Below are 21,484 nucleotides of genomic sequence, written 5' to 3' on the forward strand. Positions count from 1 at the left end.
CCGGGTTGGTCTGGGCGCCGGTGCCGGTGATGCTCCCCGGCGAGCGCACCAGTACCGAAGATGAGCCGGCGAAAAGCCTCTACGCCACCCTGCCGGCAAGCGATCGCCTCCCCGGCGTGCTCGATAGCTCGCTGATGGTAGGCTACGTCTGGGCCGATGAACCGCGCGCCACCGCCGCCGCCATTTTTACCGGCACCGACCTGAAGGTGTTGAAACAGCAGGCGGAGAAGCTGGCGCAGTCCTACTGGGACGCGCGCGAAGAGTTTGTCTTCGGCTGCCGTACCGGCAGCGTGGCGGAGTGCGTGAAGGAGGCCATCGCCAGCCCGACGGCGCCGGTTATTCTGGCGGACTCCGGCGATAACCCCACCGGCGGCGGCGTGGGCGATCGCGGCGACGTGCTGGCCGAGCTTCTGCGCCAGAATGCCGGCAATACCCTGGTCGCAGGCATTGCCGATGCCCCGGCGACCCAGGCCGCGTTTCGCGCCGGCGTTGGTGCAGAGCTTGAGCTGACCGTTGGCGCGCAGCTCGACCCGGCTGGCGAAAGCGTCAGCGCACTCTTTACCGTGAAGCATCTTCTGCCCGCGGGCGCGCACGGTAGCGCTAACCAGGCCGTTTTGCAGGTGGCCGGCATCACCGTGGTGGTCGCCGACCGTCGTCGCCCCTATCACGATCTCGCCGATTTTAGCGCGCTAGGCTTAGACCCTCGCCGGGTGCAGATTCTGGTGGTCAAATCGGGCTATCTGTCGCCGGAGCTGGCGCCGCTGGCCAACCCCAACCTGATGGCCCTTTCCGAAGGGGTAGTCGATCAGGATATCGAGCGCGTGCCGCGCCGGCGGATGCTCACCCCGACCTGGCCGTTCACCGGCACGCTTGAGTTCACGCCGCAGGCGTTCGTTTCCGCCAGAGCCCCTTTTTCCGGGGAGTGCTGATTGATGAATACCCCGACGCCTTCTCCGGTGCTGAGTGTAGATAATCTGTCGGTCTCGTTTCGCCGCGGCGACAGCTGGCAGAAAGTGGTGCGTAATATCAGCTTTACCCTTAATCCGGGCGAAACGCTGGCCATTGTCGGCGAATCGGGTTCGGGGAAAAGCGTCACCGCGATGGCGATTATGCGCCTGCTGTCATCGCGCAACAGCCTCACGGAGGGCAGCGTGAGCCTCGGCGGCAGGTCGCTGCTGGCGCTGCCGGAGGAGGAGATGCGCCGCATCCGCGGCGCCGAGGTGGCGATGATTTTCCAGGAGCCGATGACCAGCCTCAATCCCGCCTTTACCATCGGGCAGCAAATCGCCGAAGTCTTTATTCATCACCAGGGATTATCCAAACGCGAGGCGAAGCGCCAGGCCATTGCCCTGCTGGAGAAGGTCCGCATTCCCCACGCCGCGCAGCGCTACGACGAGTATCCGCATCAGTTTTCCGGCGGCATGCGCCAGCGCGCCATGATTGCGATGGCGCTGGCCCTCAGGCCTAAGCTGCTGATTGCCGACGAGCCGACCACCGCCCTCGACGTGACGATTCAGGGGCAGATCCTCGATCTGATTAAAACGCTGCAGGCGGAAAATAACACCGCGGTGCTGTTTATTACCCACGACATGGGCGTGGTGGCGGAAACCGCGGATCATACGCTGGTGATGTTCCGCGGCGATACGGTGGAGTGCGCGCCAACCCCGGGGCTATTTTCCGCCCCCCGGCAGCCCTACACCCGCGCGCTGCTGGCCTCGGTGCCGGCGGCCGGTGAAATGACGGCCGTTAGCGCCCCGTGCCGGTTCCCGTCGGTGGATTTACAAACCGGCGAAACCCGGCGCTATCCGCCCGAGGCCGCGCTACCCGACCGCTCGCAGCCGCCGCTGCTGTCGGTAAAGAATCTGGTGACCCGCTTCCCGGTTAAGCGCGGTTTTTTCAATCAGCTGGCCGGCCATATTCACGCCGTGGAGAACGTCAGCTTCGATTTGTGGCCGGGAGAGACGCTCTCGCTGGTGGGCGAATCGGGCTGCGGAAAATCGACCACCGGGCGCAGCCTGATCCGCATGATTCAGGCGCAGTCCGGCGACGTGACGCTCAATGGCTACAGCGTCCTGCAGGCCGATCGGGCGCAGCAAAAGCGCCTGCGTCAGGATATGCAGATGATTTTCCAGGATCCCTTTGCCAGCCTCAACCCGCGGCTGAAGATCCAGGAAACGCTGATTGAGCCGCTGCTGGAAAACGGGCTGGCCACGCGCCAGCAGGCGCTGGCGCGCTCGCAGGAGCTGATTGAAAAGGTCGGGATGAGCGTGTCGGTGCTGAACCGCTATCCGCACGAGTTCTCCGGCGGCCAGCGTCAGCGTATCTGCATCGCCCGGGCGCTGGCGATGAACCCGAAGGTGATTATTGCCGATGAGTCGGTATCGGCGCTGGACGTGTCGGTGAAGGCGCAGGTGGTCAACTTAATCATCGAACTGCAGCGCACCATGCAGATCGCCTTTCTGTTTATCTCGCACGACATGGCGGTTATCGAGCGCATCAGCCACCGGGTGGCGGTGATGTATCTCGGCGAAATCGTTGAAATTGGTCCGCGTCAGGCGATTTTCACCCACCCTCAGCACCCGTATACGCAAAAGCTGATCGCGGCAATTCCGAAGACCGATCCCGCGCGCCGCCATCTGCTGCGCGAAGGCAGTAACGACGAGCTGCCGACGCCGTTTCGCGATAAGGCCTGGCAGCCCCCCGCCCGCACCTATGAACAGGTTGGCCCCCAGCACTGGGTGATGCGCTAGCCTCCCTGCCCGCAGGCCCTCTTGCGAGGCGCCTGCAGGGGCGGTAATCAGAACCTGTAGTTCATGCTCAGCGAAACGCTGCGCGGCTCCCCGTACACCGCGGAATCATCGAGGTAGGAGTAATATTCACGATCGAAGAGGTTGTTGATATTGGCCTGCACGCTAAGCTGTTTCGTTAGCTGATACTGCGTGAACAGGCTCACCAGCGGGTAGCTGCCCTGATACAGGCGCTGCGTTTCGCCGTCCGGCCCGCTGACGTCTTTGTAGACCCGATTCTGCCAGGTTGCCCCGCCGCCGACGGTCAGCTCGGGCAGCGCCGGGATACGATAGCGCGTGAAGAGCTTGAGCTGGGTTTGCGGCGCAAAGCTGTTATAGCGGCCGCTGCTGTCGGTGGCGACGTAGCGCGTGGCGCTGAACGTCAGCTGCATATGGTCGCTGACCGCGCCGTTAACCTCCAGCTCCGCCCCTTTGCTGACCGCGCCCTTTGCCGCGCGATAGGCCTGCTCGCTGGAGCCGTTAACAAACTCGCCGCTTACCGCCTCGGGTGCATTCTCCTGCTCAATGCGGAAGATGGCGAAGCTGGTGGTCAGCCGGCTATCCAGCCAGTCGGCCTTCAGCCCGGATTCGTAGTTCTTCCCGGTTATCGGCGCCAGCCATCCGCCGTCCGCCGAGCGCTTGGTCTGCGGGGAGAAGATTGAGGTATAGCTGGCGTATGCCGACAGGCTCTCGGTGATGTCGTACACCACGCCGCCGTACGGCGTGACGTTGTATTTACGCATATCGCCGCTGCTGCCGTTGGCGCTGTACTGGGTGTAGCGCGCGCCGAGGATCAGCGATAGCGGGTCGGCGAGCGAGAACCGGGCGGCGGTATAGGCCGATTTCTGCCGCACGATATCATCCGCATTCAGATACCAGTCGCCCCACTCCGGCTGCGCCACGCTGCCGTTCCAGTGGTTATTAAAGACCCCGATCTGCTCGCTATCCATCGGCCCGTCCTGGCTAAAGCTGGCGTTATGCTGGCGGCTATAGTTCGCGCCGGCCATCAGCTGATGCTGGCGACCCAGCAGCTCAAACGGCCCGCTGGCGTAGGCGTCGAAGGAGTCGAGGGTTCGCTTGCCGCGATCCTTGCTTCCCCAGCCGCTGGCCCCCTCGCCGGTATCGGCATCGGGATTCCCCATCACATACAGCAGCGTGTCGTTCAGCGTCTGTTCGCCGTGGGTGCCGTTGAAGCGGAATGACCAGCCGTTATCCCACTCCTGCGTCAGGCTGGCAAATACCTTGCGGGATTCAATCGCGTAGCGCGTCCAGTCCGCCGCGGTGTTGGTGCTGCGGTCGTAGTGGGTCCGCGAACCGTCGCTATACAGGCTGGGGAGCCCGCCCCACGTCGGATTGCCGGTATTCGACTTCTGATAGTCCCAGCCCAGCGACAGGTGGGTGCTATCCGTCAGGTCGGCATCCACGACGCCGTAGAGAAACTTTTTGCTCTTATGGTAGCGGTCCAGCCAGCTATCCTGATCCTGATAGCCGGCAATCACCCGCCCGCGCACGCTGCCGTCGGCATTGAGCGGAGCCGACAGGTCGCCCACGTAGCGCTGCTTATTCCAGCTGCCGTAGCTGGCGCTCACGTTCCCGGTCAGGGTTTTGCTGTCCGCCTTTTTACGCACCATATTCACCGTGGCGCCGGGGTCGCCCGCGCCGGTCATCAGGCCGGTCGCGCCGCGAACGATTTCGATGCGATCGTAAATAGCGGTATCTTCCTGCGCATCGCCGTAGTTCCAGGCATCCCCTAGCGAGGTGGGAATATCGTCGTAAGCGAAGCTGGTGACTTCAAACCCGCGCGAATAGTAATACGAACGCTCGCTGTCGATCTGCTGCGAGGAGACGCCGGTCGCGTTGGTCAGCACATCGTCGATGGTCTGTAGATTTTGATCCTTCATCCGCTGCTGGGTCACAATGGTGACCGACTGCGGCACATCGCGGGGCGCCAGCAGCATCTTCGTCCCCGCACGGGTGGTTTTGGCCGCGTAGTCCTGCTGCTCTTCGGACGCGCTTCCCGCACTGCCGTAGACCACCATATCCTGCTGCGTTCCGGCCGCCGCGCCTTCATCCTTCTCCGCCGCCTGCGCGGGGTGGGCAAAGGCCTGGATCGCCAGCGCCAGCAGTGAAACGGTAAATGGTTTAGATAAACTTTGTGCCGGCGGTCTACCGCCCGTGCCCCTGTCGTTGAAAAACATAAATTTTCCCATCAAGAATTATTATTGTGAGTGGCGTTATCTCGCCCGCCGCCGCGCTGAGAAACTGCGCTTTGCCAGCAGGTTGATGACGGCATACGGCGCGAGAAAACAACAAATGAGAATGGGAATAGTAATTATTTGCCTTATTTATCGCAGGCTATTTTGTCAGTTAAATGTAAGAAAATGTATACGTTTTGTAAATCAACAACCTGGCGCTAGCGCGGGGCGGTTCTGCCGCCGGGCTGCCCCAGAACGCGCGTAGAAATAGCCGCTTCGTCGGCGATCCTCACGCCGGTTCAGGCGCTCAGCGCGGCGCCGGTACCCGGGATGATTTGCGCCCGCAGCATAAATGATTATGATTCTCATTCTTGTTTTTACGTTTCCGCCGCGGTTTGCCCCGGCGGGAGTGCTTTATCCAATGATGGGGTTCAGAATGAAATCGTTGTTTGGCCCGCGTAAATCAGCGCTGTGCGCTGCGCTTCTCTCCGCGTTAACCCTGACGGCATGGCAGGCTTCGGCCGAGGCCACGCCGCCCGCCAAAGCGCCGGCGTCACTAACCCAGCGGACGCTGGGGGATGGTTTGTACGAGATGGCCTATTTACCGGCGCAGAGCGCGCTCGTTGTCGCCAGCGCCCAGGGATTTAAAGCGGTTAACGGCGGCATGATCTACCGTCTGGATCCCACCACGCTGGCGACCCGGACGGAAACCCATACCGATTTGAAGAACTTCGGCATGGCGGTTGCGGATGACGGCAAGGCGTTCTACACCACCAACTCGCTGGACGGCGGGGTATCCAAAGTGGATGCGCAAAGCGGTAAGGTGCTACAGCGCCTGATGTTCGTCGGTCAGGATAAGGACGGCGACCCTATCGGCGCCCGTGAAGTGCTGTTCCACAATAACCAGCTGTTTATTGGCCGCGTGGCCGATCCGGGTTTTATCTCCATCGTGGATGCGCAAACCATGACCCTCAAAGGGCGCATTGATAACGCCGGGAAGTGGGTGACGGGGCTTATCTACTCCCCGCACACCGATCGCATTTATGCGGCAAACGGCGGCGGTGAAATTCTGGTGATTAACCCGGCCAGCCACAAAATTGAGCAGCGCTGGACGCCGGGCGACGGCAAAGAGTACCTGTTCCTCAATCTGGCGGAAGATCCGGCCACCGGCCGCCTGTTTGTCACCGATGATTCTAAGGCCAAAGCGACGCTGGTCTTTGATGAGCGTACGGGTAAGGTGATTAAGCGTATCGACGGCGATGCGCTGGGTATTAAGTTCAGCGCGAAGCGCAACGAGATTTATATCAGCCAGCGCGAATCGAAGAAGGTGCTCCAGCTGGATGCCACCACCTATGCGCTGAAAAACGCCTGGTCGTTCGCCAGCCATCCGAACAGCCTGCTGCTCTCCCCTGACCAGGAGACCCTGTACGTCAGCATCAAGCAGGACTTCAACGAGGATAACTCCACTAAGGGCCCGGACAGCGTCGCCCGCATTAAGCTCAACTGAGTTTTCGCCGCGCCGCGCGCGACCCGGGCCAGGTAAAGAAACGCCGGGCCTCCGCCGCAATCAGCGCCCCGAAGCCCGAAAAACAAAACCGGCCGCCAGGGATGGCGGCGCCTTCCCCCTTCACGCTTCCCCTCTTCACGCTTCATCGCTTTAGCCGACGCGGGATTTCTTTTGCCGCAAAATGCTGTATTATGCGATTTATTGCAGCAATTTGCAGGATTGAAGACCGTGCACAAAACCGCCAGACAAAAATACCTTCTGGATATCATTAGCGAAAATGGCCAGGTCAGCATCAGCGAGCTGGTCGACAGGCTGCAGGTTTCCGCGGACACCGTTCGCCGCGACCTGACCGACCTGGAAAAGCAGGGGCTGGCGCAAAAGAATCACGGCGGCGCTATCGCCCTCGACCTGTCGGCGATGAACCGCCAGGGCAGAAACGCCCTGCTGCCGAAGACCAAGCAGCGGCTGGGCAAAATGGTGGCGGAGAAAATTCCCGCCGGCTCGACGATCTTTTTAGATGCCGGCAGCACCGTGCTGGCCGTCGCCAGCCACATCAAGGGGCCAATGACCGTCATCACCACCTCTTTAGACATCGCCCAGCACTTCAGCGACCGGGCGGATATTCAGCTGATCCTGCTCGGCGGCAGATGGGATATGCAGCAGCGCCTGTTTGCCGGCAGCGCCACCCTCGCGCTGCTCGCGCGCTATCGGGCTGATATCGCCATTCTCGGCGCCTGCGCGCTGCATGCGCAGCTGGGCTTAAGCGCCAGCCAGGAGGCCGACGCCGAGATCAAGCGCGCCATGCTGGCGGCCAGCGCCGAGTGCTGGCTGGTTGCCGACCATATGAAGCTGAACCACTGCGAGCCTTATCGGGTCGCCGGATTAGCAGAAATTCATCAGCTATTTTTAGATACGGCCTGGGAAGACGCCGGGGACGACATTTCAACGCGCATCAACATTGCTGACGCTCAATAACGTGGAGAGAATAATGAACAAAGTTATCGCCGGTGACGGTAAGAACATTAATATTGCGCTGATCGGTTATGGATTCGTGGGCAAAACCTTCCATGCGCCGCTGATCCGCTCGATTGACGGCCTGAAGCTGGCCGTCGTCGCTTCTCGCGATGAAGAAAAGGTTAAGCGCGACATCCCCGACGTCACCGTTATCGCCTCACCCGAAGAGGCGATTCAGCACCCGGATATCGATCTCGTGGTGATCGCCTCCCCTAACGCCACGCACGCCCCGCTCGCCAAACTGGCGCTAAACGCCGGCAAGCACGTGGTCGTTGATAAACCTTTTACCCTCGATATGCAGGAAGCTCGCGAACTTATCGCCCTGGCGCAGGAGAAGCAGCTGCTGCTCTCGGTGTTCCACAACCGCCGCTGGGACAGCGACTTCCTCGGGATCAAGCAGGTTATTGAGCAGGGGCTTATCGGCAACGTGAAGCACTTTGAGTCGCATTTCGACCGCTTCCGCCCGGAAGTTCGCGTGCGCTGGAGAGAGCAGAACGTGCCGGGCAGCGGCCTGTGGTTTGATTTAGGCCCGCACCTGATCGATCAGGCCCTGCAGCTGTTCGGCCTGCCGCAGTCGGTGCAGGGCAATATCGCCACCCTGCGCCAGGGCGCGGAGATCAATGACTGGGCGCACGTGGTCTTAAATTACCCTCAGCATAAGGTCATTCTGCACTGCAGCATGCTGGTCGCCGGCGGCAGCGCGCGCTTTACCGTTCACGGTGACCAGGGCAGCGCGGTCAAACAGAAAGCCGACCAGCAGGAGAGCCAGCTGCTGGCGGGCGTCATTCCCGGCAGCGCAGGCTGGGGCCAGGATGACGATAGCCTGAGTATTTTTGACGCGCAATCACAGGTTCAGGAAGTGGGTGCGCCGCAGGGCGATCAGCGTCAGTACTACATCAGCGTGCGCGATGCGCTCACCGGCAAGATTGAAAACCCGGTGCAGCCGCTGCAGGCGCTCGCCGTTATGGCGGTGCTGGAAGCCGCCGTTCTCTCCGCAGAAACCGGCACGCTGCAGACGTTAGCGCTCACCGCCGACGAGCTGGCCGCGCTGAAATAATCCTCGTATAAACATGGCCTGCGGCTACGCAGGTCATGCCCTTCCCCCGGCTTCAGCCCAGGGCTTCGTTTTCCAGCACGATCGCCATCGTTTTCAAATAATGCGCCGTCGCCAGCGCGATATTGCGATCCAGCGCGGCCTGCAGCAGCAGCTCGTTGGTCGCGCCGTGGATGCCCCGACGGCCTATTTGACGACCGGCAAATCGGCGTAGCGGGTCGTATAGCCGGGCGATAGCATCTCACGCTTCATCGCCCAGCTTTTTTGCATGCCCTGCCCGGCAAACCACACGCTGCCGCGCCCCGAGCGATTCAGGCTATCCACCACCTGCATCAGCGCGGCGCTGTTCGCCTGCGGCTGATACTCATCAAACAGGTTGAGCTGCGCCACGCCCTGACTGAAGAAATCACCCAGCATGATGCCGGCTTTCATATAGCGAAAGCCGTCCTTCCACACTCTGTCCAGGGCGTGAATAGCGACGCGAATAATGTCCCGGGTATCGTCGGAGGGCGTTGCCAGCCGCCCGCTGGCCTGGGGAGCGTAGAAGGCTTCATTCTCGGCGTGCGGGCTGGTCCGCATAAAGACGCTAACCGCGCGGCAGTACTGCTTCTCTACCCTGAGCTTTTCCGCCGCGCGTTCAGCATAGGCGCAAACCGCCTGATGCATATCGTTATATTGGGTAATACGGTGGCCAAACGAACGGCTGCAGATAATCTGCTGTTTGGTCGGCGCAAACTCATCCGTCTGCAGGCAGGATTCCCCCCGCAGCTCACGCACCGTACGCTCCAGCACGACGTTAAAGTGCTTACGCATCACCCAGGTAGAACTGTCGGCAAGCTGCAGCGCGTTTTCGATACCCATCAGCTCCAGCTTTTTTGCGATCCGACGGCCCACGCCCCAAACTTCATGCACCGGCACCAGAGCGAGCAGCTTACGCTGGCGATCGCGATTCGATAATTCAACCACGCCGCCGGTTTTGCGCCACGTTTTAGCCGCGAAATTCGCCAGCTTGGCGAGCGTTTTAGTCGGCGCGATGCCAACCCCAACCGTGAGTCCGGTATGCTTCAGGACCCGAGCGCGCATTTGCTGGCCGAAGGTCTCAAGCGGCATATAGCTGGAAATACCGGCTAAATTAACGAAGGCCTCATCGATGGAGTAGATTTCAATCGCCGGCGCCATCTCCGTTAGCGTCATCATCACCCGGTGGCTGAGATCGGCATAGAGCGCGTAGTTCGAGCTAAAAACGGCCACCTGCAAACGCTGCAGATCGTCTTTAATTTTGAAATAAGGGGCCGCCATGGGGATACCCAGCGCCTTTGCCTGCGCCGAGCGTGAAATAATACAGCCATCGTTATTTGACACCACCACCACCGCTTTTCCCTGCAGGTCTGGCCGGAAAACGGTTTCGCAGGAGGCGTAGAAGCTGTTGACATCAACAAGCGCGAACATGTCGGTGTGATTTTAAGCTGAAGGTGACCACGCCGAATATTTGCAGCTCCTCTCCCGGCTGGCAGACAACGGGGGAATAGCTGAGGTTACGCGGTATAAGCTGAAGGACAGGACGGGTTTGCAGCTCCTTGACGGTAAACTCGCCGGCTACGGCAGCAATCACAATATCGCCATGCTCCGCGGTCAGCGAGCGGTCAACCACCAGCAGGTCGCCATCATCAATCCCGGCCCCCGTCATTGAATCACCGCTCACCCTGACAAAGTAGGTCGCGTTTGGGTGCCTGATGGCCAGCTTATTCAAATCAAGGGTATCTTCGACATAGTCCTGGGCCGGGCTGGGAAATCCGCAGGGAACAAGATCGCGAAACAGCGGCACCAAAAACTGTGGCGACGGCTCAACCGGCTTGTAGAACGTCAACATAAACTCACCTGGTATAATTACTGTATTTATATACAGTATTAATAAATCATCCGGGTTAATCAAGCCGCTAATGCTCCGTTATTACGAAGGCCTTGAAGTTCGGCAGTATTTAGACAGATACTGCGCCTCGCCGCGCCCGGCGGCGTTAAAAATAACGCGTCTCTGGCAATCTCACGCGATTCGTAGCAGGATAGATGCTGCAATCAGCGCGTTATGGTGAGGCACCATAACCCCAAACTATGGCGATTCGTCCGACATACTGAACGGGAGATTCTTATGTACTACACGTTAGGAGATACCACCCTCCACTTTTATCGCTATCAGTGCCGTTTCTACGTTGCCCACTGGGATGGCGGCAACGTAATGACCGACAAGTTCAGGCAGTTCATCGAGCTGATTACTGAAAAAACGGGCATTGACGCGAAGAGCGTCGAGGCGGTTGCGCGAGACTATTTTAACAACGTCGACTAACGGTTGTTCAGTCGCTGAATAACCGACCACCGCTTATTACGTACATGCCCTGTGCTGGCCGGCTGGCGAGGCGGAAAACGCGCGCGGTTCTTCCTCTCGCCTTGACACTGTACAAAAAAACAGTATAACTACTGCCTACCGTTACAGGAGCCAAAGCATGTTTGTAGAACTGGTTTATGACAAAAGAAATTTTGAAGGGTTAGCCGGGGCCAGAGAGACCATTATGGCTGAACTCACCAAACGTATTCACCGCATTTTTCCTGAGGCCGACGTTCGCGTTAAGCCGATGATGACGCTGCCCGCAATCAATACGGATGCCAGCAAGCATGAAAAGGAGCAGATCAGCCGCGCCGTTCAGGAGATGTTTGAAGAAGCGGATATGTGGATGACCGCAGACGAATAAGCCGGGCCGCCGCGTTGATATCAACAGCGTTTTTTCAGGGGCCGGCGTTAGCATTACCCAATACGGTTCCCTGGATATCAATTTGTCCTGCAAACACTTTCCCCGGGCACCGGCGCTCACCGCCGGCCGTTTAAATACGCTATCCTGTTCATCAGACTTAAATTTATCCGCGGCCAGGGAAACAAACTGCGTCATCAACACCAGCTACAAACTGACTCCGTGAATATTAAGTAATTTTATATTCACAATCTGAATAAAATGAAACCCACTGCAGATTATCCTGACCATGGCGGCTGAGGAATGACTCCCGTCGTGCCCATAACCATTTTTTACAGGCAGGTTTGCCGCAAAAGATTCAGGCAACGGCCGGCAGGTAGCCCAGGCGTTACCGCCCGGCAGCCCTTTTACCTCCGCTACGCTTTTCATTCGTCGGCGAGCCAATGTTTCTAAATTTTTTCAGCCAGTTAGTCCATTAAAACGACGCGGATAATGCTCCCTTTTGGCCCGAACGGCCCAAACTCTCCCCAGCATCTTTAAGCAAAATAGCGGCAATTAATTGAAACATTATGCTACATAGCTGCGGATACATCGATATAAAAATCCAAAACCCATTCACGGGCATCATTAAAAAATCTTTTTTGATAACCATGTAAAATATTTCATTAGGATTTTTCTTACGGCGAGAGTAAATTTCTTCGCATAAAAGCAAGAATATCCATAAATTTCTCGGGGAATAAATGCGTATGGCGAATTTACTCTTTTTAGCACTGGCGGTCGCACTGCTCCTGGTCGCCGTTTTTTCTCTTATTTCGTATATAAGAGATCGCAAGAAACAAAAGTTTACCTTCAAGAAAAGACGCTAGCGGTAACAACGTTAGGGGGACGAACAGGCGTTGAGTCCCTTTAACCTACGCAGCCGGGCGAGCACAGGGACCACTCTTCACGGTATCTATTTGAAATAGCTTAAATAGCCTGAATTATTATACTGAGGCCAGGTTTCGGGAAACGAGAAATATTATTGTTGCATCACGTCAGGCCATCGCATCCCGAACGGGTTCTGTTTATTTGCGGAACTATTGCTCAGATACGCAGTCTGATTACCGTCTGTATAAAACTATCGAGACTGCTGTGACCACACTTATGATTGTTGTAACAACGCTTGCCGTGCTTAGTCTGTTCGTATTGAGCCTGGCAAAAGTTGGAATCGCTGTATCCAATAACCCCGACGAGTTCTGATTGCTCTTCGGGCCATCGTCAAATCTCCGGACTTCCTGTCGCTGATCCTACATACCGCACGTCAGCGATTATCGTTTTTCCGTAGCGCCGCCCTCTTCTTTGCAGAACCCTCTCCTTTGCAGCGCTTTACCGCCGCGGGTGTCCGGCTCTCCCTTACGCTGCCGTAACCTCTCCCCGAGCCGTCACCCGGAGGCGCTGACGCGCTGGCCGAGGAGACGGCCGGCATACCTACTTCTTCTTCCGCTTACGCCGATACTTACGCTTAAATTTAAGATCGATGGCAAAAATAACCACGATAACACCGACAAGCCATAACAGGGTGGCACCAGTTTCAGCAACGTTCACAACGTCCCTTTTATCTATCACTTAATGTTATGGGTAACATTAAGAACCATATAAAACCAGTAAGCAATCGTTTTCGTTACAATTGTATGGCGAATAAATGACGAAATGTCGCATCCGCGAGCAACGGGTCAGAAATCAGCCATCGCCGGATGGAATGAAGCTCCCAGGACAGAGATTGACGGTTCGCATTCCCTCTTCTACCAGGCTATATCTTAGACACCTTTATGCGTACAGGAGTGATGATGGTGAGCAAGAAGATTCTGATGCTGGTGGGCGACTACGCCGAAGATTACGAAACGATGGTGCCGTTTCAGGCATTGCAGATGATTGGTCATCAGGTTGACGCGGTGTGCCCCGATAAAACCAAAGGTGACTACATCATGACGGCGATCCACGATTTTGACGGTGCCCAGACCTATAGCGAAAAACCCGGCCACCGCTTTGTTCTTAACGCCGACTTTTCCGCAGCGAAAGAACAAGATTACGACGCGCTGCTGATCCCCGGCGGACGGGCGCCTGAATATCTGCGCCTGAATGAGGAGGTGCTCAAGCTGGTGCAGGCGTTTGACCGCGCGGGTAAGCCGATTGCCGCCGTTTGCCACGGCCCGCAGCTGCTGGCTGCGGCCGGCGTGCTAAAAGGACGTACCTGCAGCGCCTATCCGGCCTGTGCGCCGGAAGTTCGGCTCAGCGGCGGACACTATGCCGACATCGGTATCGATCAGGCGCACGTTGACGGCAACCTGGTCACCGCTCCCGCCTGGCCCGCGCACCCGCAGTGGCTGGCGAAATTTGCCGAAGTGCTGCAGCAGCAATAGGTTGAACCGACACGTCAACGCGGGCGAAGGCCGCTGGCAGGCGGTAATGGCGCGGTGAACAGCGCCATTACCGAATCACGATGAGATAACGAACTACGGGTGCTTGACGATATACATTGTCCGGCTATAGGCAACATCTTCCGGGTTGGTAATCGGATAGCCCTTCAGCCATGGCTTAATCAAACGTCCGTTGGTGTACTGATAAATTGGCGCAATAGGCGCTTTGGCCATGATAATCTTTTCCGCCGCGTTGTAATCGTCGTTGCGCGCTTTATCCGACGTCTCCTGCGCCGCCTGGGCTAAGATCTTGTCGTAGGTCGGATCGTTAAAGCGGGAGATATTACCGCTATGGGTTGAGGTCAGCAGCGACAGGAAGGTGGAAGGCTCGTTGTAATCCCCCACCCACGAGGCGCGAATCACGTCGAAATTACCGGTGTTTCGGCTATCGATATACGTTTTCCACTCCTGATTCTGTAGCTTGACGTCGACGCCGAGGTTTTTCTTCCACATTGACGCCACCGCGATGGCAATCTTCTGGTGGTTTTCCGAGGTGTTATACAGCAGCGTCAGCTGCAGCGGACGGCCAGGGCCATAGCCCGCCGCCTGCAGCAGCGCCTTGGCCTGCGCGTTCAGCTCGGCCTGGCTCATGCTCTCCGCCTGCGAAGGCTGCGGCGTAAAGCCTGCCGTTACGTCCGGGGTGAAGTGCCAGGCCGGCTTTTCGCCGGTTCCAAGCACTTTTTCCGCCATCAGGCGGCGGTCAATGGTCAGGCTCAGCGCCAGGCGCACGCGCTCGTCGGCGGTCGGCCCCTTCTGCGTGTTAAAGGCGTAGTAGTAGGTTCCCAGCTGCGGCGGGGTGTACACCTGCCCGGGAATATCTTTCAGCAATTTTTGGTACAGGTTTTTCGGGAAGGACTCGGTGATATCGATATCCCCGGCCAGGTAGCGCTTGGTCGCCGACGACTCCTGGTTAATCGGCATAAAGGTCACCTGCTGGATAACCGTTTTGCCATTATCCCAATAGTGGCTGTTAGGCACGACAACCAGCTTTTCGTTAACCACCCGGTCTTTTAACACGTAGGCGCCGTTGCCGATAAGGCTGCCCGGACGCGTCCAGTTAGCACCGCTCTCGACGTTCGCTTTCTGTACCGGATAAAACGCGAAGCTGGCCGTCAGATTGCTGAACCACGGCAGCGGCTTATCGAGCTGCACCCGCAGCGTGCGCGCATCTACGGCGGTAACCCCCAGCGTATCGACCGCGGCCTTACCGTCGATAATATTTTGCGCATTCGTTATGCCCGCCAGCGCGGCGAACCAGGCAAAGGGTGACGTCGTTTTCGGATCCACCAGGCGCTGCCAGCTGTAGACGAAGTCCTGCGCCGTAACCGGGGTACCGTCCGACCAGCGGGCGTCATCGCGCAGGGTAAAGGTCCAGGTCCGGTTATCGTTGCTCTGCCAGTGGGTCGCCACGCCGGGAATAAGGTTGCCCTTCGCGTCCTGATTGACTAAACCTTCAAAAAGATCGCGGATCACCTGAATTTCCGGCAGGCCCACGGCTTTAGCGGGATCTAATGAGGCCGGCTCATCTTTAATGTGCCGTACCAGTACCTGTTTCTCGGCTAAGACGGTTCCCGGAGGGACATCCGCCGCCCAGGCCAAAGATGAAACGCTGGCTAACCACAGCGCGCCGCATGTCAATGTGACAGGATACTTCATAAGATCCCCTTTAAAATAAAAAAACCAGAGCTGGCAGAAGAGTGATTATTTGTTTCATCACCTGAAATTGCAAACGGCTTATGATAGAAAATTGACGCGTACTCTGATTTCATCGTCCAGGGAAACTATTTGATTCCGGGGCGGTTTTACACAACACTGCTGAAAATAACCTGCTAACAGGATGCCCTATGCCCGTTTCTCGTCCCCGTACCCAGCGCGGCGCCTTTCCACCCGGCACCCAGCGCTACGGCCAGTCACATCTTGGCGCGCCGCTGCTGTGGTTCCCCGCGCCGCTGGCCGATAGCCGCAGCGGCCTGATCCTTGCCGGCACTCACGGCGATGAAAACTCGTCGGTGGTCACCCTCTCCTGCGCGCTTCGAACCCTGAAGCCCGAACTGCGTCGCCATCACGTCGTGCTGGCGGTCAACCCCGACGGCTGCCAGCTCGGGCTGCGCGCCAACGCGCGCGGTATCGATCTCAATCGTAATTTTCCCGCGGCAAACTGGAAAGAAGGGGAAACGGTCTATCGCTGGAACAGCGCGGCCGAGCAGCGCGACGTCGTGCTGCTGACCGGGGAGAAGCCCGGCTCGGAGCCGGAAACCCAGGCCCTGTGCCAGTTGATCCACCAGATCCACCCGGCGTGGGTGGTCTCGTTTCACGATCCGCTGGCCTGCATTGAGGATCCTGGCCACAGCGAGCTCGGCCGGTGGCTGGCCGACGCGTTCGCCCTGCCGCTGGTCGGCAGCGTCGGGTACGAAACGCCCGGCTCTTTCGGCAGCTGGTGCGCCGATATCGGCCTGCCGGGCATTACCGCAGAATTCCCGCCGATATCCGCCGACGAGGCCACGGAAACGTACCTGCCGGCGATGATCGACCTGCTACACTGGCACTCTCAAAGATGAAGAACGCCGGTGCTGAAATGCAGCGCCGGCTCCACGTCAACCGCCAGCCAGGTCGGGCCATCGAGATCGGCGAAACGCGCCAGCGGGGCCAGCGGCAGCGCCGCTGAAATCGCCCGCGAGGTGCAGAGCATGCAGCCGAGCATGCGCTCAAAGCCCTGCTGCTCCGCCTCCTGCGCGAGGAACAGCGCTTCGGTCAGACCACCGGTTTTATCGAGCTTGATATTCACCATCTCATAGCGCCCGCGCAGCCGCGGCAGGCTGTCGCGGGTGTGGCAGCTCTCGTCGGCGCAGACGGGCAGAGGATGAATAAAATTCTCCAGCGCCTCATCGGCGTCCGCCGGCAGCGGCTGCTCGAGCATCGCCACCCCGATATCGGCCAGCAGCTGGCAGCGCGCCGCCAGGCCATCGCTGTGCCAGGATTCATTGGCGTCAACAATCAGCGTGGCCTCCGGCACCGCGCTGCGAATGGCGATCAGCCGTTCGCTGATAAGGCGGTCGTCAAGCTTGACCTTCAGCAGGCGGGCGCCCTTTTCCCACAGCGCCGCGGCGCTGGCCGCCATCTGCTCCGGGGTGCCGATCACCACCGTCTGCGCCGTCACCACCCGGTTCGGCAACGCAACCCCCAGCAGCTGCGGAATGCTTTTGCCCACGCTACGCGCCTGCAGATCCCACAATGCGCAGTCGACGGCGTTGCGCGCCGCCCCCGCCGGCAGCAGATGCTGCAGCTGTTCGCGGGTCGCGCCGCTTTCCAGCTGCTCGCCGATCGTCAGGATTTGCGCCATCACCGAGGCAATGCTCTCCCCATAGCGAGGGTACGGCGTGCACTCCCCGACGCCCTTAACGCCATTCTCCTCCACCTCTACCACCACCACCTTCGCCTCGCTGCGGCTGCCGCGGGCAATCACAAACGGGGTATGTAGCGGCCAGGCTTCTTCGTACACTCGCAGGTTTCGCATTCCCGGGTTCCTCCAGGGGAAACGTTAAATAGGATTTGCCGTGCTGATAACGGATGTCATACACTACCCGTGACGTTAACTATATGTAAACAGGAAGATAAACATGTCACAAACCGTGCATTTCCAGGGCAACCCCGTTGCCGTTCAGGGTACCATTCCGCAGGCAGGCGCAGCCGCGCAGCCGTTTACGCTGGTCGCCAAAGATCTCTCCGACGTCGCGCTGAGCCAGTTCGCCGGCAAACGTAAAGTACTGAATATTTTCCCAAGCATCGATACCGGCGTGTGCGCGGCATCGGTACGTAAATTTAACCAACTGGCATCCGAGCTGAACAACACCGTTGTGCTGTGCGTCTCCGCCGATCTGCCGTTCGCTCAGTCCCGCTTCTGCGGCGCTGAAGGCCTGAACAACGTCGTCACCCTGTCCACCCTGCGCGCGCCGCAGTTCCTGGCTGATTACGGCGTTGCCATCTCCGCTGGCCCGCTGGCCGGCCTGGCCGCTCGCGCAGTGGTCGTTATTGATGAGAATGACCAGGTTGTTTACAGCCAGCTGGTGAATGAAATCACCGAAGAGCCGGACTACGATGCGGCCCTGGCTGCGCTGAAAGCGTAATCAGGCCTCTGCCCCGGACCGCGCGTCACGCCCGGCCCGCATGCTCTAAGCCCTCGTTTATCGGGGGCTTTTTTCTTTTCGCGGCGCATAGCGGGAGATAAACCGCGCAATCGCCGGACCGGTCAATAAGATGGTGAACAGGCGCAGGGTCTGCATCGCCATGATAAACGACATATCGGCTCGCGTTCCCGCCGCAATAATCGCCACCGTATCCAGGCCGCCGGGGCTGGTCGCCAGATAGGCGGTCATAAAATCAAGCGGCAGCACCTGCGTCAGGCCAAACGCCATCAGCGAGCAGAGTAAAATCAGGCTGATGATGGAGGCGAGAATCTGCGGCAGGGTCTTTAGCGCCAGCAGAAAAATCGCCCGATTAAATTTTAGACCAACGCTCCAGCCAACGGCGGCATAAGCCAGCGCCAGCAGCCATTCCGGCAGCTCCAGCATCAGCCAGCCTTCTCCCTGCACCAGCGCCCCCGCCAGCATCGGCAGCAGCATCACGCCGGAAGGAAAGCGCATGCGCAGGCCCAGCCAGCCCGCGGCGGCGGTCAGCAGCAGCGTCAACGGCAGCTGCCCGCTGATGGCGGGAAACCAGACGATCTGCTGGTTCATCTCCTGCGCCTCGCCGCCAGGGGCAAAGCGCACCACCAGCGCCGCCGCGCCGGCGACGAACAGCACCCGCAGATACTGCATTAAGGCTACCAGCCGCACGTCGGCGCCGTAATCCTGCGCCATGACCACCATCGCCGAGGCGCCGCCCGGCGAGCTGCCCCACGCTCCGGTCGCCCCGGGCAGCGAGCTGTAGCGCACCAGCAGCCATCCGGCCAGCGCGCTGAAGGCCAGCGTGGCGAACAGAATAAACAGCACCAGCGGCCAGTGGCCGAGCAGCACACCAAAAATTGAGGGAGTGAGGGTTAGGGCGATCATGCAGCCAATAATGGCCTGCGCGGCGATAAAAAAGGGTCGAGGTACGCTGATTGTCGCGCCGCGCAGGCTGAAGGTAATGCCGGCGATCATCGGGCCAAGCAGCAGCGCCGCGGGCAGGTGCAGCCAGAACAGCACAAACGACAGCGCGGCGGAGAGGGTCAGGAGTTTCAGCCACGACAGCAGCGGGCCAGGCGACATTACCATCTCAATTCCTGGAAAATAAGTTTGCAGTACGTTGGCCGACGGTCGATGCCGCCGGCCAACGAGGCTCTGCTATTCTTCACCCTTCTTCTGGCTGAGGCCGTACTCGCGCAGCTTATTGGCAATCGCGGTATGGGAAACCCCCAGACGCTTCGCCAGCTTACGGGTGCTCGGGAAGCTGCGGTAAAGCTGGGTCAGAACGGAACGCTCAAAGCGACGGGTAATATCGTCCAGCGAACCTTCCATCGCCTCTTCGCCGACCGGCAGCGAAGCGACGTCGCTATCCGGCAGCAGGATATCCTGAGACCGCATTTCGTAGCCCTCAAGCTGCGTCAGCGCACGATAAACCGCGTTCTTCAACTGGCGAACGTTGCCAGGCCAGCTATATCGGGTCAGCACCGTACTAAGATCGGCGGAAAGCTTCGGCCGCGGGATCCCCTGCTCGTCGGCAAACCGGGCGACGAACAGCTCGGTCAGCGGAATGATATCCTGCGGGCAGTCGCGCAGCGGCGGTAAATGCAGAGTCAGGACGTTGAGGCGGTAGTAAAGATCTTCGCGGAACAGCCCCTTCTGCACCATCTCCACGAGGTTTTTCTGGGTGGCGCAAATCACCCGCACGTCAACGTGAACCTCGCGATCTTCCCCCACCCGGCGGAAGGTGCCGTCGTTAAGGAAACGCAGCAGCTTCGTTTGCATGCGCGGCGACATTTCGCCGATCTCATCCAGCAGCACCGAGCCGCCGTTAGCCTGTTCAAAGAAGCCTTTTTTGCCCTGAATGGCATCGCCAAACAGCTCGCTTTCCACCGCGTCCTCCGGGATAGAGCCGCAGTTCAGCGCCAGGTAGGGCTTGCTCGCCCGCGGGCTGGCGAGGTGGCAGGCGTGCGCCAGAAGGTCTTTTCCGGTACCGGTATCGCCGACGATCAGCAGCGGCGCGCTGAGCATCGCCAGCTTGCGGGCCTGCTCAACCACGTGGCGCATTTTCGGGCCGACGGCGAGAATTTGGCTGAACGCGCTGGTATCCTGGGTGGTCATGGTCTGCAGCTGACGCCCCATACGCACGGTGGAACGCAGCATTGCCACCGCCCCGGTGAGCACGCGTTCGCCGTGCTCGCCTTCGAGATAGACCGGCGTAATCTCCAGCACAAAGTTCTGTCCGCCGATCACCACATGCTCGCTGTGCGACTCCAGCGGGCCGCTTTCCAGCCAGCGCTGGATGTTAAAATCGGTAATTAGCTGGGCCACCGGGTGATTGCGCAGCCGCTCCTGGCTTTGCGCAAACAGCTGGCAGCTGGCCGGGTTCGCCAGCTCGACTTTCCCTTTGGTGTCCAGCGAGAGCACCGGTTCCGGCATCGCCACCAGCAGCGCCGACAGCGCAAGATGCTCACGCTCAGACGGCATCCACGGCACGGTACGCACGTCGGTAACGCCGGCGATACGGCGGATTTCCGCCATCAGGCTGCTAAAGTTAGCGAACTCCAGCTCGGCAAAATTGAGATAGATCCGGCCAATAGGGTCGATGTCGATACCGCGGAGGTCAATCCCTCGCAGCACCAGCAAATCGAGCAATTCACGGGTCAGACCAAGACGGTCCTCACAAAAGACTTCAAGACGCATAGGAGTTTTCACCCTAAAAAGGCCAATGACGGATGAATAATAGGACAGTTATTTGCTGGCGTGAAGATAGCTGTCAACAAATATTGACAGTATGGCGGAAAAATGGCCGCTGCGGCGTAAAGGCGAGCGAAGAAAAGCGAGAATGCGCCGCTGGCCGTCGGGGAGCGACGGCCAGATCGGCTAAGAAGGTTATTCCGGGCGGGCTTTGCTTTTTTGCAGCGTCTCTTTCAGCTGGCCGATCAGCTCGCGGCGGAAATCCCCCAGCCGCGGCTTATCGTCAGCAATCCACGGCAGCGGACGACCCAGCTCCATCGCTTTGATCCCCAGCCGCGCGGTGAGCAGCCCGGCGCCAATGCCCTGCGCCGCGCGGGCCGATAGCCTGGCCGCCAGATCCTGCGACATCCAGTCCATTCCGACCTCCCGCACCAGCTCGCTGGCGCCGGCGAAGGCGATATTCAGCAGCACCAGGCGGAACAGGCGCAGGCGGCTGTAGTAGCCCAGCTCGATGCCGTACAGCGTGGCAATCCGGTTAATCAGGCGTAAATTACGCCAGGCGATAAACGCCATATCCACCAGCGCCAGCGGGCTGACGGCGATCATCAGCGTCGATTCCGCCGCCGAGCGGCTGATTTCGCGCCGCGCCTGGGCATCCAGCACCGGCTGAACCAGCTGTGCATACAGGCTTACAACTTCACGATCGCTTTGCGTTTCGTGGATCGCGGCATACCAGCGCTGGAGAGCCGGGTGCGCCTGATCGAGCCCCGCCTGCTGCGCAAGCTTTTCGCAAAACGCCCGCCCTTTTCCTACCGCATGGCTGTGCATCAGATCGCGGGCCTCGTCGCGCTCGTGGGCTCGCTGGCGCAGCCGC

Annotated in this window: 21 protein-coding genes; 13 read left to right on the plus strand and 8 right to left on the minus strand. The window is 59.3% G+C overall.

Annotation, left to right across the window (positions count from 1 at the left end; translation table 11 throughout):
- Nucleotides 1–929: MlrC C-terminal domain-containing protein (locus PFH44_RS14290; RefSeq protein ID WP_283825309.1), on the plus strand; the 929-nt coding region annotated here is incomplete at its 5' end.
- A 3-nt stretch (nucleotides 930–932) separates the two neighbouring features.
- Entirely contained in the window at nucleotides 933–2,750 is a 1,818-nt protein-coding gene (locus PFH44_RS14295; RefSeq protein ID WP_283825310.1) for an ABC transporter ATP-binding protein, read from the plus strand.
- Nucleotides 2,751–2,797: 47 nt separating this feature from the next.
- Here PFH44_RS14295 and fhuE read toward each other — a convergent pair whose 3' ends face one another.
- Nucleotides 2,798–4,984, minus strand: a complete 2,187-nt coding sequence (gene fhuE / locus PFH44_RS14300) for a ferric-rhodotorulic acid/ferric-coprogen receptor FhuE (protein ID WP_283825311.1) — start codon at nucleotides 4,982–4,984, stop codon at nucleotides 2,798–2,800.
- Between the two features lie 433 nt (nucleotides 4,985–5,417).
- Between fhuE and PFH44_RS14305 the strand changes: the two genes are divergently transcribed.
- From PFH44_RS14305 to PFH44_RS14320, 4 genes are all read left to right on the plus strand, one after another.
- Nucleotides 5,418–6,488 carry a YncE family protein gene (locus PFH44_RS14305; RefSeq protein WP_045855473.1) on the plus strand — a complete coding sequence of 357 codons (1,071 nt, stop codon included), beginning with the start codon at nucleotides 5,418–5,420 and terminating at the stop codon, nucleotides 6,486–6,488.
- A gap of 228 nt (nucleotides 6,489–6,716) precedes the next feature.
- A complete protein-coding gene (locus tag PFH44_RS14310) occupies nucleotides 6,717–7,463 on the plus strand; it encodes a DeoR/GlpR family DNA-binding transcription regulator (RefSeq protein ID WP_283825312.1) in 747 nt (248 codons plus the stop codon).
- Nucleotides 7,464–7,476: 13 nt separating this feature from the next.
- Nucleotides 7,477–8,559, plus strand: a complete 1,083-nt coding sequence (locus PFH44_RS14315; RefSeq protein ID WP_045855105.1) for an oxidoreductase — start codon at nucleotides 7,477–7,479, stop codon at nucleotides 8,557–8,559.
- 13 nt (nucleotides 8,560–8,572) lie between these two features.
- On the plus strand, nucleotides 8,573–8,770 hold the full coding sequence (locus PFH44_RS14320; protein ID WP_283825313.1) for a hypothetical protein: 198 nt from the start codon (nucleotides 8,573–8,575) through the stop codon (nucleotides 8,768–8,770).
- On the opposite strand, the gene umuC is transcribed toward PFH44_RS14320, so the two are convergent.
- Nucleotides 8,743–10,005 (minus strand): translesion error-prone DNA polymerase V subunit UmuC, encoded by a 1,263-nt coding sequence (umuC, locus tag PFH44_RS14325; protein ID WP_283825314.1) that lies wholly within the window; start codon nucleotides 10,003–10,005, stop codon nucleotides 8,743–8,745. The genes PFH44_RS14320 and umuC overlap by 28 nt on opposite strands.
- Nucleotides 9,989–10,426 carry a translesion error-prone DNA polymerase V autoproteolytic subunit gene (umuD, locus tag PFH44_RS14330; RefSeq protein WP_283825315.1) on the minus strand — a complete coding sequence of 146 codons (438 nt, stop codon included), beginning with the start codon at nucleotides 10,424–10,426 and terminating at the stop codon, nucleotides 9,989–9,991. Before umuD ends, umuC begins: the two co-directional genes overlap by 17 nt.
- 276 nt (nucleotides 10,427–10,702) lie before the next feature.
- Between umuD and PFH44_RS14335 the strand changes: the two genes are divergently transcribed.
- The 5 genes from PFH44_RS14335 (at nucleotide 10,703) to PFH44_RS14350 (ending at nucleotide 13,696) form a co-directional block, all read left to right on the plus strand.
- Nucleotides 10,703–10,897, plus strand: coding sequence for a hypothetical protein (locus tag PFH44_RS14335; protein WP_045855101.1), 195 nt, complete (start codon nucleotides 10,703–10,705; stop codon nucleotides 10,895–10,897).
- A 157-nt stretch (nucleotides 10,898–11,054) separates the two neighbouring features.
- A complete protein-coding gene (locus PFH44_RS14340) occupies nucleotides 11,055–11,300 on the plus strand; it encodes a DinI family protein (RefSeq protein WP_041145229.1) in 246 nt (81 codons plus the stop codon).
- A gap of 743 nt (nucleotides 11,301–12,043) precedes the next feature.
- The gene (locus tag PFH44_RS14345; RefSeq protein WP_139339383.1) at nucleotides 12,044–12,163 is read left to right on the plus strand and encodes a small membrane protein; all 120 of its coding nucleotides are present in this window, start codon (nucleotides 12,044–12,046) and stop codon (nucleotides 12,161–12,163) included.
- Between the two features lie 277 nt (nucleotides 12,164–12,440).
- The gene (locus PFH44_RS28020; RefSeq protein ID WP_353853576.1) at nucleotides 12,441–12,536 is read left to right on the plus strand and encodes a YnaM/YnfT family protein; all 96 of its coding nucleotides are present in this window, start codon (nucleotides 12,441–12,443) and stop codon (nucleotides 12,534–12,536) included.
- Between the two features lie 587 nt (nucleotides 12,537–13,123).
- The gene (locus tag PFH44_RS14350) at nucleotides 13,124–13,696 is read left to right on the plus strand and encodes a DJ-1/PfpI family protein (protein ID WP_045855100.1); all 573 of its coding nucleotides are present in this window, start codon (nucleotides 13,124–13,126) and stop codon (nucleotides 13,694–13,696) included.
- Between the two features lie 93 nt (nucleotides 13,697–13,789).
- Here the strand turns inward: PFH44_RS14350 and PFH44_RS14355 are convergent, their stop codons facing one another.
- On the minus strand, nucleotides 13,790–15,409 hold the full coding sequence (locus PFH44_RS14355; protein WP_283825316.1) for a peptide ABC transporter substrate-binding protein: 1,620 nt from the start codon (nucleotides 15,407–15,409) through the stop codon (nucleotides 13,790–13,792).
- Between the two features lie 188 nt (nucleotides 15,410–15,597).
- Here PFH44_RS14355 and mpaA point away from each other — a divergent pair, with 188 nt between their 5' ends.
- On the plus strand, nucleotides 15,598–16,311 hold the full coding sequence (gene mpaA / locus PFH44_RS14360; RefSeq protein WP_283825317.1) for a murein tripeptide amidase MpaA: 714 nt from the start codon (nucleotides 15,598–15,600) through the stop codon (nucleotides 16,309–16,311).
- Here mpaA and ycjG read toward each other — a convergent pair.
- Nucleotides 16,302–17,267: an L-Ala-D/L-Glu epimerase gene (ycjG, locus tag PFH44_RS14365; protein ID WP_041145225.1), complete on the minus strand. Its 966-nt coding sequence runs from the start codon at nucleotides 17,265–17,267 to the stop codon at nucleotides 16,302–16,304. The genes mpaA and ycjG overlap by 10 nt on opposite strands.
- Nucleotides 17,268–17,370: 103 nt before the next feature.
- On the opposite strand from ycjG, the gene tpx reads away from it, so the two are divergent.
- Nucleotides 17,371–17,877: a thiol peroxidase gene (tpx, locus tag PFH44_RS14370; protein WP_045855096.1), complete on the plus strand. Its 507-nt coding sequence runs from the start codon at nucleotides 17,371–17,373 to the stop codon at nucleotides 17,875–17,877.
- A 57-nt stretch (nucleotides 17,878–17,934) separates the two neighbouring features.
- Here tpx and PFH44_RS14375 read toward each other — a convergent pair whose 3' ends face one another.
- The 3 genes from PFH44_RS14375 to PFH44_RS14385 all read right to left on the minus strand — a co-directional run.
- Nucleotides 17,935–19,005 (minus strand): AbrB family transcriptional regulator, encoded by a 1,071-nt coding sequence (locus PFH44_RS14375; RefSeq protein WP_283825318.1) that lies wholly within the window; start codon nucleotides 19,003–19,005, stop codon nucleotides 17,935–17,937.
- 69 nt (nucleotides 19,006–19,074) lie between these two features.
- Nucleotides 19,075–20,616 (minus strand): transcriptional regulator TyrR, encoded by a 1,542-nt coding sequence (gene tyrR / locus PFH44_RS14380; RefSeq protein WP_283825319.1) that lies wholly within the window; start codon nucleotides 20,614–20,616, stop codon nucleotides 19,075–19,077.
- Between the two features lie 189 nt (nucleotides 20,617–20,805).
- Nucleotides 20,806–21,484, minus strand: a 679-nt coding sequence (locus PFH44_RS14385; RefSeq protein ID WP_283825320.1) for a TIGR01620 family protein, incomplete at its 5' end; no start/stop codon positions are given.

It is taken from the genome of Klebsiella sp. Ech2A (assembly GCF_030078455.1).
Classification (GTDB): domain Bacteria; phylum Pseudomonadota; class Gammaproteobacteria; order Enterobacterales; family Enterobacteriaceae; genus Klebsiella; species Klebsiella terrigena.